The organism is Streptomyces roseifaciens, assembly GCF_001445655.1.
Taxonomy (GTDB): domain Bacteria; phylum Actinomycetota; class Actinomycetes; order Streptomycetales; family Streptomycetaceae; genus Streptomyces; species Streptomyces aureoversilis.
On the sequence record NZ_LNBE01000002.1, the window covers coordinates 493,030 to 506,915 of the forward strand.

The window sequence follows — 13,886 nt, forward strand, 5'->3', positions numbered from 1 at the left end:
CTACCGTGGACACATCCGTCGAGCAGATCGTCGAGGCGCTGCGCGAGTCACTGCTGGAGAACGAGCGGCTGCGCCGGCAGAACGCCGAGATCACGGCAGCGGCCTCGGAGCCCGTGGCGATCGTGGCGATGAGCTGCCGCTACCCCGGCGGCGTGGGCTCGCCCGAACAGCTGTGGCGCCTCGTCGACGAGGGCACCGACGCCATCGGCGACTTCCCGGCCGACCGGGGCTGGGACGTCGAAGGGCTCTACGACCCGGACCCCGACACACCCGGCAAGACCCACGTGCGCGAGGGCGGATTCCTCCACGGGGCGGCCGGGTTCGACGCGGCGTTCTTCGGGATATCGCCGCGCGAGGCCATCGCGATGGACCCGCAGCAGCGGCTGCTCCTGGAGACCTCCTGGGAGGCCTTCGAGCGCGCGGGCATCGACCCGCACTCCGTCCGGGGCAGCCGGACCGGCATCTTCGCCGGCGTCATGTACCACGACTACGGCAGCTGGCTGACGGACGTGCCCGAGGGCGTCGAGGGGTACCTCGGCAACGGCAACCTGGGCAGCGTCGCCTCCGGCCGGGTCTCGTACACCCTCGGCCTGGAGGGCCCCGCGATCACCGTGGACACGGCCTGCTCGTCGTCGCTGGTCGCCCTGCACCTCGCGGTCCAGGCGCTGCGCACGGGGGAGTGCTCCCTGGCGCTGGCGGGCGGGGTGACGGTGATGTCGACCCCCGACACGTTCGTGGACTTCAGCCGCCAGCGCGGGCTGTCCCTGGACGGCCGCTGCAAGTCCTTCGCGGCCGGGGCCGACGGCACGGGCTGGGGCGAGGGCGCCGGCATGCTCCTCCTGGAGCGGCTCTCCGACGCCCGGCGCAACGGGCACCCGGTCCTCGCCGTCGTCAAGGGCAGCGCCATCAACCAGGACGGCGCCTCCAACGGGCTCACCGCGCCCAACGGCCCGTCCCAGCAGCGCGTCATCCGCCAGGCCCTGGCCGACGCCGAGCTGCGCACCGACGAGGTGCAGGCCGTCGAGGCCCACGGGACCGGCACGCCCCTGGGCGACCCCATCGAGGCGCAGGCCCTGCTCGCCACGTACGGACAGGACCGCGAACAGCCCCTGTGGCTGGGCTCGGTCAAGTCGAACATCGGGCACACCCAGGCCGCGGCCGGCGTCGCCGGCGTCATCAAGATGGTCATGGCCATGCGCCACGGCAGGCTGCCGAAGACGCTGCACGCCGACGAGCCCACGCCCCAGGTCGACTGGGACTCCGGCGCCGTCGAACTGCTCGCCGAGGCCCGCGAGTGGCCCGGCACCGACGGCCCCCGCCGGGCGGGCGTCTCCTCGTTCGGCATCAGCGGCACCAACGCCCACGTGATCCTGGAAGGCGTCCCCGAGCCCGAACGGCCCGAAGCGGCGGCCGGGCTCACCGGGCCCGTCCCGCTGGTCCTCTCCGGCCAGGGCGAGCAGGGGCCGGCCGCCCAGGCCCGGCAGCTGCTCGCCCACCTCACCGGCGGCACCGGGGAAGGCCCGGCCGCGGCCCCGCTCCCCGACGTCGCCCACACGCTGGCGACCTCGCGGGCGGCCCTGGACCACCGCGCCGTGGTGATCGGCGACGACCGCGGGACCCTGCTCGCGGGGCTCGCCGCCCTCGCCGACGGCACCACCGCGCCCCACGTCGTCCAGGGCCGGCGGGCGAGCGAGTCCCGGATCGCCTTCGTCTTCCCCGGACAGGGCTCCCAGTGGGCCGGCATGGCCGCCGAACTCCTCGACGCCTCCCCGGTGTTCGCCGCCAGGATGGCCGAGTGCGCCGAGGCCCTCGCCCCCTTCACCGACTGGGACCTGCTCGACACCGTGCGCGACGCGGCGCCGCTGGAGCGCGTGGACGTCGTCCAGCCCGCCCTGTGGGCGGTCATGGTGTCGCTCGCCGAGCTGTGGCGCTCGTACGGCATCCGCCCCGCCGCCGTCATCGGGCACTCCCAGGGCGAGATCGCCGCCGCGTGCGTCGCCGGGGCGCTCTCCCTCGCCGACGGCGCCCGCGTCGTGGCCCTGCGCAGCCGGGCCATCGCCGACGAGCTCTCCGCCCGCGGCGGGATGCTGTCGGTCGCGCTGCCCGAGGAGCGGATCGGGGAGCGGCTCGCCGCCTACGACGGCAGGATCTCGGTGGCCGCCGTCAACGGGGCCGCCTCCGTGGTCCTCTCCGGCGACACCGACGCCCTCGACGCGTTGGAAGAGCTGCTCAAGGCCGACGACGTCCGCGTCAAGCGGCTGCCCGTCGACTACGCCTCGCACTCCGCGCAGGTCGAGACGATCCGCGAGCGGCTGCTGACCGAACTGGCCCCCGTCAGCCCGCGCTCCGCGGACGTGCCCTTCTACTCCACCGTCACCGGAGCCCTGTTCGACACCGCCGGGCTCGACGCCGGGTACTGGTACACGAACCTGCGCCGGACCGTGCTCTTCGAGCCCACGACCCGGGTGCTGCTCGCCGGCGGCTACGGCGTCTTCGCCGAGTGCAGCCCGCACCCCGTGCTCCTGCACAGCATCGAGGAGACCGCCGACGCCGCCGGCGCGGACATCACCGGCCTCGGCTCGCTGCGCCGCGACGAGGGCGGCCCGGCCCGGTGGCTGGCGTCGCTCGCCGAAGCGTTCGTGCACGGCGTCCCCGTGGACTGGCGGCCCGCCTTCGACGGCATGCCCGTCCGCCCGGCCGACGTTCCGACGTACGCCTTCCAGCGCGAGCGGTTCTGGCTCGGCCGCTCGACCGCCGCCGGCGACGTGGCCGCGGCCGGGCTCGCGGCCACCGGGCACCCGCTGCTCGGCGCCGCGGTCACCGTCGCCGACGGCGGAGGCATGCTCTTCACCGGCCGGCTCTCCACCGCCACCGCGCCCTGGCTCGCCGACCACGCCGTCGGGGAGACGGTCCTGCTGCCCGGCACGGCGTTCGTGGAGCTCGCGATCGCGGCGGGCGACGAGCTCGGCTGCGGCCGCGTGGGCGAACTGACGCTGGAGGCGCCGCTGCTGCTGCCCGCGCGGGGAGCCGTCCAGGTGCAGGTCCGCGTCGGCGACGCCGATGGAGCGGGACAGCGGCCCCTGTCCGTGCACTCCCGCCCGGAGGACGGCGACGCCGGCTGGACCCGGCACGCCTCCGGCCTGCTCGAACCCGACGCCGCGGACGCCGGGTTCGACCTCGCCGCCTGGCCGCCCGCCGGCGCGCGGCCGGTCGCCGTCGACGACGTCTACGACCGGCTGGCCGGACAGGGCTACCACTACGGCCCCGCCTTCCAGGGGCTCCGCGCGGCCTGGCGGCGCGGCGACGAGACCTTCGCCGAGATCGAACTGCCCGTGGAGGCGGAGCGCTTCGGCCTCCACCCCGCCCTGTTCGACGCGGCCCTGCACGCCGCGGGGCTCGGCGAACCGGAGGAAGGGGCGGCCCGGCTGCCCTTCTCCTGGACCGGCGTCTCGTTGTACGCGGCCGGGGCCACCGCCCTGCGCGTACGGATCACCGGCACCGACGTCACGACGCTCCAGCTGGCCGACGCCACCGGGGCGCCCGTGGCCGCGGTCGACGGCCTGGTCGCCCGCACCGTCGACCCCGGCGCGCTCGCCGCGCCCGGCCGCTCCGACGACCTCTACCGCCTGGACTGGCCCGCCCTGCCCGCCGCCGGACCCGTCACCGCCGGCCACGCCGTGCTCGGCGAAGGCGGCCTCGACGAGCTGGAGGAGGTGCCCGCGTACGCCGTCCTCCCCGTGAGCGGATCCGGCGACCCCCTCGCCGCCACGCGCGAGGAGGCCGGCCGGGTGCTGGAGACCGTACGCCGGTGGCTCACCGACGAACGCGCCGCCTCCACCCGGCTGATCGTGCTCACCCGCGGTGCCGTGGCCGTCGGCGCCGAGGACGTCACAGACCTGGCCGCGGCCGCCGTCTGGGGCCTGGTCCGCGCGGCCCAGGCCGAGAACCCCGGCCGCCTCGTCCTGGTCGACGCGGACGCCGCGGCCACGCCCGGCGACGCGGCAGCCGCGGCCGAGACGTCCGGCGAACCCCAGCTCGCCCTCCGCGAGGGCAGGGCCCACGTGCCCAGGATGGCCCGGGCGGGCCGCGGCGCCGGGGACCTCGCGCTCGACCCCGGGGGCACCGTCCTGATCACCGGGGGCACCGGCGTGCTCGGCGGCCTGATCGCCCGTCACCTGGTGACCGCGCACGGCGTGCGCCACCTGCTGATCGCCGGCCGCAGCGGCGTCCTGTCGGACGACCTCGCCGGCCTGGACGCGGACGTGACCGTGGCCCGGTGCGACGCCTCCGACCGGGACCGGCTCGCCGGCCTGCTCGCCGCGGTCCCCGCCGAACACCCGCTGACCGCGGTCGTCCACCTGGCGGGCGCCCTGGACGACGGCCTCGTCACCGGGCTCACCCCCGAACGGCTCGACGCCGTCCTGCGGCCCAAGGCCGACGCCGCCTGGCACCTGCACGAACTCACCCAGGGACTCGACCTCGCCGCCTTCGTGCTGTTCTCCTCGGCGGCCGGCACCGTCGACGGCGCGGGCCAGTCCGGCTACGCCGCCGCCAACGCCTTCCTCGACGGCCTGGCGCACCACCGCGCCGCCCGGGGCCTGCCCGCCGTCTCCCTGGCCTGGGGCTTCTGGGAGCAGCGCACCGGCATGACCGCGCACCTCACGGACGCCGACGTCGAGCGCATGGCGCGCTCCGGGGTCCGCCCGCTGGCCACCGAGGACGGGCTCGGGCTCTTCGACACCGCGCTGACCGCGGGCGAACCGCTGCTGCTGCCGGTCGGCCTCGACCTGCCCGCCCTCCGGCGCGCGGACTCCCTCCCGCCCGTGCTCCGCGGACTGGTCCGCGCCCCCGCCCGGCGCACCGCGGCGGCGAGCACGGCGGGCGGCGGTCTGCAGGACAGGCTGACCGCCGCGGCGCCCGCCGAGCGCGACGCGCTGCTCCTCGAACTCGTCCGCACCCACGTCGCCGCCGTCCTCGGCCACGACGCGGACATGGTCCTCGACCCGCGCCGCGCCTTCCGCGAGATCGGCTTCGACTCGCTGACCGCGGTCGAACTGCGCAACCGCCTCTCCGGCGCGCTCGGCCTCCGGCTGCCCGCGACCCTCGTCTTCGACTACCCCGACTCCGGCGCGCTGGTGGGCCACCTCAAGGCCGAACTGATCGGCCCCGACGACCCGGACGCGGCCGGGGCCCTGCCCGCCGCGGCGGCCGCCGGGACCGACGAGCCGATCGCGATCGTGGCCATGAGCTGCCGCTACCCCGGCGGCGTGACCACCCCCGAGGAGCTGTGGCGCCTGCTGGCCGACGGCGGGGACGGCATGTCGCCCTTCCCCGCCGACCGCGGCTGGGACCTCGACGGCCTCTACGACCCCGAGCCGGGCAAGGCCGGCCGGTGCAGCACCCGCGAGGGCGGATTCCTGCACGATGCCGCCGGCTTCGACCCGGACTTCTTCGGCATCTCGCCGCGCGAGGCCCTCGCGACCGACCCGCAGCAGCGGCTGCTGCTGGAGACCTCCTGGGAGGCATTGGAGCGCGCGGGCATCGACCCGCACGCGGTACGGGGCAGCCGCACCGGCGTCTTCACCGGCGTGATGTACCACGACTACGGCAGCAGGCTCACCAACGCGCCCGAGTCCGTACGCGACTACCTCGGCAACGGCAGCCTCGGCAGCATCGCCTCCGGCCGGGTCGCCTACACCCTGGGCCTGGAGGGCCCGACCCTCACCGTGGACACTGCGTGCTCCTCGTCGCTGGTCGCCCTGCACCTGGCGGTGCAGGCCCTGCGGCAGGGGGAGTGCACCCTGGCCCTGGCCGGCGGCGTGTCCGTGATGTCCACCGTGGACACGTTCGTGGACTTCAGCAGGCAGCGCAACCTCGCCGGGGACGGCCGGGCCAAGTCCTTCGCGGACGGCGCCGACGGCACCGCCCTGTCCGAGGGCGCCGGCATGCTGCTCCTGGAGCGGCTGTCGGACGCGCGGCGCAACGGGCACGTGGTGCTGGCCGTCGTACGGGGCTCGGCGGTGAACCAGGACGGCGCGTCCAACGGGCTGACGGCCCCGAACGGCCCGTCGCAGCAGCGGGTGATCCGGCAGGCGCTGGCGAACGCCGGTCTGTCGGCGGCCGATGTCGACGCGGTGGAGGCGCACGGCACGGGCACCACCCTCGGCGACCCGATCGAGGCCCAGGCGCTGCTGGCCACGTACGGCCAGGACCGCCCCGGGGACCGGCCGCTGTGGCTCGGCTCCGTCAAGTCGAACATCGGCCACACGCAGGCCGCCGCCGGTGTGGCCGGGGTGATCAAGATGGTGCTGGCCATGCGCCACGGCGTCCTGCCCGCCACGCTCCACGTGGACGAGCCCTCGCGGCAGGTCGACTGGACGGCGGGCGGCGTCGAACTGCTGACGGAGGCGCGGGACTGGCCGGAGGCCGACGGCCGTCCGCGCCGGGCGGGCGTCTCCTCGTTCGGCATCAGCGGCACCAACGCCCACACCATCATCGAGGCGCCGGCCCCGGCCGCGGAGCCCGGTGACGGTTCCGCAGAGCACGGTGACGGTTCCGCGGAGGCCGCCGCGCCCGCGGCCGGGGCACCCCTGCTGCCCGTCCTGCTGTCCGGGAACACCCCGGAAGCCCTCGCGGCCCAGGCCGGGCGCCTGGCGGCCGTCCAGGACGCGCCCCTTCCCGACCTCGCCTTCTCCCTGGCCACCGGCCGGGCCGCCCTCGGTCACCGGGCCGCCGTGGTCGCCCGCGACCGGGACGAACTCGCCACGGGCCTCGCCGCGCTGGCGGCGGGCACCACGGCGCCGGGAGTGGTGCGCGGCAGGCCCGTCGCCGGCAAGGTCGCCTTCCTGTTCACCGGGCAGGGCGCCCAGCGCCCCGGGATGGGACGGGAGCTGTACGCGCAGCACCCCGTGTTCCGGGCCGCGTTCGACGAGGCGTGCCGCCACTGCGACGCCCACCTCGACCGCCCGCTGCGCGACGTGGTCCTCGCCGGGCCGGACAGTGCCGGAGCCGGCCTGCTCGACCGGACGGTGTACACCCAGAGCGCCCTGTTCGCCGTCGAGACCGCCCTGTTCCGGCTCCTGGAGTCCTGGGGGATCCGTCCGGACCTCCTCGCCGGGCACTCCGTCGGTGAGCTGACCGCGGCCCACGCCGCGGGCGTGCTCACCCTGGAGGACGCCGCCCGCCTGGTCACGGCCAGGGGACGGCTCATGGAGGCGCTGCCCGCCGGCGGCGCGATGCTGGCCGTCGACGCGACGGAGGAGGAGGTGCGGGCGCACCTCGGCACGGGCGTCGGCATCGCCGCCGTCAACGGGCCCCGCGCCGTGGTGGTGTCCGGCGACGAGGACGCGGTGGCCGCCGTCGGCGCCGCCTTCGGCGACCGCAGGACGAAGCGGCTGCGGGTCAGCCACGCCTTCCACTCGCCGCGCATGGAGCCGATGCTCGAGGAGTTCGAGGAGGTGGCGCGGAGCCTGCGGTTCGCGCCGCCGTCCGTGCCCGTCGTCTCCAACCTGACCGGCGTGCAGGCCACGGACGAGGAGCTGACCTCGCCCGGGTACTGGGTGCGCCACGCCCGCGAGGCCGTCCGGTTCGCCGACGGCATCCGCACCCTGGAGGCCGCGGGCGTCCGGACCTTCCTCGAGGTCGGGCCCGACGCGGTGCTCTCCACCATGGGCGCCCAGTGCGTGGACGACGCCGAGCGTTCGCTGTTCGTCCCCGTGCTGCGCCGCGACCGGGAGGAGCCGGTCGCCCTGGCCACCGCCCTGGCCACGCTGCAGGTCCGCGGCGTGCCCCTCGACCGGGAGCGGGTCTTCGCCGCGCCCGGCGCCCGCCGGATCGACCTGCCCACGTACGCCTTCCAGCGGCAGCGGCTGTGGCTCGACGACGAGCCGGCCGCACCCGCCGGGGCAGGCGGGGTCGGGCAGACGCCCGCGGACCACCCACTGCTGGGTGCGGAGATCCGGCTGGCGGACGCCGACGCCGTCGCGCTGACCGGCCGGGTGTCGCTGGACACGCACCCCTGGCTGGCCGACCACGCCGTCGCCGGAGTGGTCCTCCTGCCGGGCAGCGCCTTCGTCGAACTGGCCGTCCGGGCCGGGGACCGGACGGGCTGCGGCCTGGTCGAGGAACTCACCGTCGAACGGCCGCTGGTGCTGCCCGCGCAGGGCGCGGTGCAGCTCCAGATGGTCGCCGGGGCCCCCGACGCGACCGGGCGCAGGACGGTCACCGTCCACGCGCGCACCGAGGGCGCCGGGGAGGCCTGGACCCGGCACGTCACCGGCGTCCTCGCCCCCGCCCCCGCGGCGGAGCCCGAGGCGCTCGGCGCCTGGCCGCCCGCGGGCGCCGTGCCCGTCGACCTGACGGGCACCTACGACCACCTCGCCGAGCAGGGCTACGGCTACGGCCCCCTGTTCCGGTGCCTGCGCACCGCCTGGCGGCTCGGCGAGGAGGTCTATGCGGAACTCGCCCTGCCCGAGGGTGCGGAGACGGCCGGCTTCGGGCTGCACCCGGCGCTGCTCGACTCGGCGCTGCACGCCATCGACCTGGTCGACGGCCAGGACCCGACGGTCATGACCCTGCCGTTCGCGTGGGAGGGCGTGACGCTCCACGCGGCGGGCGCCTCGGCGGTGCGGCTGCGGCTCACTCCGTACGGCACCGAGCAGATGGGCCTGCACCTGTACGACGGCGCGGGCTCGCCCGTCGCCGCGGTGTCCTCGCTGCGCATCCGGCCGGTGACCGCGGAACAGCTGAACGCGGCCGCCCCGGCGCCGGGAGACCTGTACGAACTGTCGTGGAAGCCGGTACCGCTGCCCGCTGCGTCCGGCCCCCTTCCCGGGACCGTGCTCTTCGCTCCGGAGCACACGGCCGAAGACGGTCCGGCCGCCGCCCGGGAAACCCTGCACACGATGCTGGCCACGCTCCAGGAGCGCCTCGCCGACGAGTCGGCCGGCGACGCGCGGCTGGTGGTCGTCACCCGGGGAGCGGTCGACCTGGAGGGCGCACCCGGCCTCGCCCAGGCCGGGGTCCGGGGCCTCGTGCGGTCCGTGGCCGTCGAACACCCCGGCCGGCTCGCGCTCGTCGACCTCGACGACGACCCGGCCTCCCGGGCCGCCCTCCCCGCGGCGGTGGCCGCAGGAGAACCGGAGCTCGCCGTGCGCGCGGGCAAGGCGTACGTCCCCGCGCTGACCCCGGCCGTCCCGGCGCCCGGCGCCGCGCCCGCCCTCACCGGGCCGGACCCGGACGGCACCGTGCTCGTCACGGGCGGCACCGGCAGCCTCGGCCGGCTGCTCGCCCGGCACCTGATCACGGAACACGGCGTGCGGCACCTGGTGCTGAGCAGCCGCGGCGGCGACCCGGGGGACCTCGGCGACCTCCGCGAGCTCGGCGCGACGGTGACCGTCGCCGCGTGCGACGCGGCCGACCGCGAGGCCCTGGCCGCGCTGCTCGCCGCGATACCGGAGGCGCACCCGCTCACGGCCGTGGTGCACGCCGCCGGCGTGCTGGACGACGGCCTCCTGCCGTCGCTGACCCCGGACCGCCTCGACGCGGTCCTGCGGCCCAAGGCCGACGCGGCCTGGAACCTGCACGAGCTCACCCGGGACCTCGGTCTCGCCTCCTTCGTGCTGTTCTCCTCCGCCGCTGCCGCCCTCGGGGCCGCGGGCCAGGCCAACTACGCGGCCGCCAACGCCTTCCTGGACGCCCTCGCGGCCCGGCGGCGCGCGGCCGGGCTGCCCGCCCTGTCCCTGGGCTGGGGCCTGTGGGACACCGCCTCGGGCATGGCCGGCTCGCTCGGCGAGGCCGAGCTGCGGCGGCTGGCCCGCGACGGCGTCGAGCCGCTGCCGGCCGACCGGGCGCTGGCCCTCTTCGACCGGGCCCTGACCGCGGACCGCGCCGTGCTCCTGCCGATGCGGGTGCGGCCCACCGAGGACGCGCCGCCGATGGTGCGGGCCCTCGCCGGCGCACCCGCCCGGCGGACCGCGCAGGCCGCGCCCTCCGTCGCCGTCGCCGCCGGCGGGCAGCACCGGACCGTGGCCCTCCCGCAGCGGCTCGCGGAACTGTCGCCCGCGGAGAGCAGGAAGCTGCTGCTGGAGACGGTGTGCGGGCACGTCGCCGACGTGCTCGGGCACGAACGCGCCGACGCCGTCGACCCGGAGCGGGGCTTCGGCGAACTGGGCGTGGACTCGCTGTCCGCCCTGGAGCTCCGCAACCGCATCGGCGCGGACACCGGGCTGCGGCTGTCGGCGACCCTGACCTTCGACTACCCGACCCCCGCCGCCATCGCCGGACACCTCTTCGGCGAACTGGTCGGGGACGCGGACGGGGCCGTGCCGGACGCCGAGGCCGAAGTGATGCGCCTCGAAGCCCTGCTGGACGCCGCGGTCGTGGACGGGGAGCAGCGGGCCAGGGTCGCGGTCCGGCTGCGGGCCCTCACGGCGAAGTGGACCGACGCCGGCCCCCGGGAGGAGGAGCGGGAGAGCGGTCCGGGACTGGAGACGGCGACCGCGGACGAGCTGTTCGGCATCCTGGACGACGAGCTGGAGACGTACAAGTGAGCACGGCGGGCGGGCCGGAAGTCCCCAGGGACTCCCGGCCCGCCCGCCTCGGCGAGGTGCGCCGTCCCTGCTCAGGCGGTGCCGCGCACCGCGGCCGACCGGCCCGCGCGGGCCGGGTCCGACGGCGTCGGTATCCGGTACTCGATCACCTTGGACGGCAGCTCGGTGCGGCTGGCGACGTTCAGCTTGCGGTATACGCGCGTCAGGTGCTGCTCGACCGTGCTGATGGTGACGTGGATGCGGCTGCTGATCTCGCGGTTGGTGTAGCCGAGCGCGGCCAGCGCCGCGACCCGGCACTCCGCGTCGCTGAGGGCCGGTGCGGCGCCGGGGCCCTCCGGCTCGGCCCGCTCCAGGCGGTTGCCGACCGGCGAAGCGATCCGGCACACCGCGGCCTCCTGGGCGGCCTGCTGCGCCAGGAGCCGGGCGCGGGCGAACTCGCCCAGCTCGTAGTGGGCGGCGGACAGTTCGCCGTAGGCGAAGGCGAGTTCCAGCCGGTCGCCGCAGGCCTGGAGCAGGTCGACCGATTCGCGCAGGAGGGCGGTGCGGTGGCGCAGCTGGCTCGCCCCGGCCAGGACGCGCAGGGTGATCGCGCGCGTCCGGGAGCCGAAGTTCCCGCGCAGCCTGAGCTGCTTCTGCGCCCAGTCCTTGGCGGCGCGCTGCTTGCCGATGCGCAGGTTTGCCTGGGCGAGGTCGGTCCGCCAGGGGATCCCCGCCTGCAGCTCCGGGCTGCGGTCCTGCATGAGCTGGCCGCAGGTCTCGAAGTCGTTGAGCGCGGCGAAGGCCCGCCCGGTGGCCAGATAGTGATGGCCCCTGGCGCGCAGGTACTGCACGCCGAAGAGCGTCTGGAACATGCTGTCCGGCACCTTGCGCTGGAGCAGGTCCGCCGCGGCCTCGTGGCGGCCGCGGGCCGTGTACGCGAACAGGGCCGTCGACAGCGGCAGGCCGGCCAGCACGCCCCAGCCCTGCGGGTGCAGCAGGCCGAGGGACTCGACGGCCTTCTCCGAGGCGGTCTCCACGTCCCCCTGCAGCAGGGCGATTTCGGCCCGCACGGCACCGAGGACGGCCTGCCAGGTGGTCGACTCGCGCCGCCCGGCGTCGGCCAGGAGGGACTCGCACACCTCCGCCGCGGTCGCGGGCCGGTCCGCGTGCGCGATGACCATCAGGGAGATCGTGGTGAGTTCGAGCCGCAGGTCGCTGAGCTGGTGGGCCTGCAGGGCCTCGGCCACGTGCGTCACGGATTCGTCGGTGACGGTGCCGCCGGCCATGAGGGCGACGCTGGCCCAGAGGCTGCTGGTGTGGTCCGCCATGGTGGGTTCGAGGGGACTCGTCCGGCCGGCGTCACCGCGCTGCAGGGCTCGCGGCATGCCGTAGAACCACTGCCTGACGAACTCCATCTCGGCCAGGAGCCGGGCGTCGGTCCGCGTGCGCAGGCCACCTAACGCGTTGATCGTCTCCGCCGCGAGATCGGTGTCGCCCTGCCACAGCATGTGGCGCAGGACGGTGGCCGTGTCGCGGGTGTCCAGGGTGCCGCTGCGCGCCGCCGCGTACAGCGGGGCGAGGTGCGGGCCCGCGGCCGCGGGGTTGACCCGCCACACGGCCCGGGCCAGGGTCGCGGAGAGCGCCTGGCGTTCCCGCGGGTCCTTGCACTCCCGCAGGGCGAGCCCGAGGAAGCTCGCGGCCTCCTCGACGTCGTCCGCGGCCAGGGCCTGTTCGGCCGCGCGCCGCAGCACCGCGGGCCCCCAGGGCTCGGGGGCCCGGCCGGCGGCCAGGAGGTGGCGCGCCACGTCGGCGAGGGGGTCGCCCGCCTCGTAGCGCAGCTGCGCCACGTCGCCGTGCAGGCGCGAGCGCTCGCTCGCGGCGAGGCTGCTGAGCACCGCGCTCGCCGCGACCGCGTGCCGGAAGCGGTATCCGTCGAGCAGCCCCGTCTGGGAGAGCAGCTCGGCCACTTGCTGCACCTCGTCCGGGGACAGGCCCGTCACGGCCGCCGCGCTCCGGGCCGAGGCGGCGTCGCCGAGAGCGGCCAGCGCCGCGGCGGTCCGCGCGTGGCCGGGCTCGGTGCGCGCCAGGCAGGCGAGCACCGCCTGCCGGTAGGCGACGCTCGCGACCGGCTCGCCGACGTCGGCGCCGAAGCGCGTCGTGTCGTCCAGGAGGGCGCGCACCAGCATGGGGTTGCCGGCGGTCATGCGGTGGTAGCGGGAGCGGGCGCCGGGCGGTAACGGCCGCTCCGACTGGGCGGCGAGCATGCGGCCCACGCCCTCCTCGGAGAGCGGCGCGAGGCGGACCCTGCGGTGCGGCCGGCGGAGGAGCTCGGCGCGGACCAGCGGGTGGGCCGGCCCGTACTGCTCCCAGCCGGTGCACACCACCAGGACCCGCTTGGCGCGGATGCGCTGCAGCAGCGACAGGACGGCCTGGAGCGAAGCGCCGTCCATGTAGTGGCAGTCGTCGATGCCGATCACCACGGGCCGGTCGCCGGCGAGTTCCACCACGGCCCGCGGGACGTCCTGGACGGCACGCGCGACGCACTTCTCCTTCTCCGGCCCGGACGGCGGGGGAGTGGCCTCGCCGGACGTGCGGCAGCGGTTGATCCGGTCCAGCACGTCCGCGGCGACCTCGCCGCTGAGCAGCAGGTCCCCCACGGTGCCCAGCTGCTGGTTCCGCCCGGTGGCGGAAGCGGTGGCGATCAGGAGCCGGGCACCCGCCGCAGCCACCGTATTGGCGAACTCGTGCAGGAGTTCCGTCTTGCCCGAGCCCGGGCCTCCACTGATGATCACGAGCTGTCCCGATCCGCCGACACAGTCGGCGAACGCCTCTCTCAAGGCTTCCAGTTCTTTATGGCGGTCGAACAGATTCATACATCGCCCCCGCGGTCAGTATTCCGAGAATCCGGGTTCACCGAACAGCACTGCGGAACTTCAACCCCTTGCCGGCCCCCGTGTACGAGATGCCGGCCCCCATGCAGTCCACCGCATGGTCTAGCCGAATCCGATAGATCCCGCGTAAACGTTTCGTCACCAAAACGGATCACGCGCCCAGCGAACCCTATCGTTCTAGGACATCAGCAAAATATGGACACGAAACTTACGTAGCGTGTCACATGGGTGTCAACGGTAGGCCGGTCCTCCAAGTTCCGGCCCTCCAACAGTATGGAAGGTCGTCCCACCGCCCTCGGTTGCCTCACTGAAGGCAAAGTCCGCCCGGCGCGCGCCGTACCCCCTGAGCGCCCCCTGAGCGCCCCTCACCCCCTGCCCGGGCTGGGGGGGATAGGGGTTGGCCGGGCCGTCCGGGGCTCCTTAGCCTCCGATGGGCGGGGGCGCGGACCGAGGAGCCCGGGAGCCC

At 75.9% G+C, this 13,886-nt stretch carries 2 protein-coding genes; one reads left to right on the top strand and one right to left on the bottom strand.

Annotated elements, in window-relative coordinates; all coding sequences use genetic code 11:
* Positions 1-5: 5 nt before the first annotated feature.
* On the top strand, positions 6-10,550 hold the full coding sequence (locus tag AS857_RS03930; RefSeq protein ID WP_058041682.1) for a type I polyketide synthase: 10,545 nt from the start codon (positions 6-8) through the stop codon (positions 10,548-10,550).
* 71 nt (positions 10,551-10,621) lie between these two features.
* Here the strand turns inward: AS857_RS03930 and AS857_RS03935 are convergent, their stop codons facing one another.
* The gene (locus AS857_RS03935) at positions 10,622-13,402 is read right to left on the bottom strand and encodes a helix-turn-helix transcriptional regulator (protein ID WP_058041683.1); all 2,781 of its coding nucleotides are present in this window, start codon (positions 13,400-13,402) and stop codon (positions 10,622-10,624) included.
* Between the last annotated feature and the right edge of the window lie 484 nt (positions 13,403-13,886).

Excerpts from the sequence above, each read along its gene's own strand:
- AS857_RS03935 (WP_058041683.1), bottom strand. The coding sequence starts at position 13,402 with ATGAATCTGTTCGACCGCCATAAAGAACTGGAAGCCTTGAGAGAGGCG.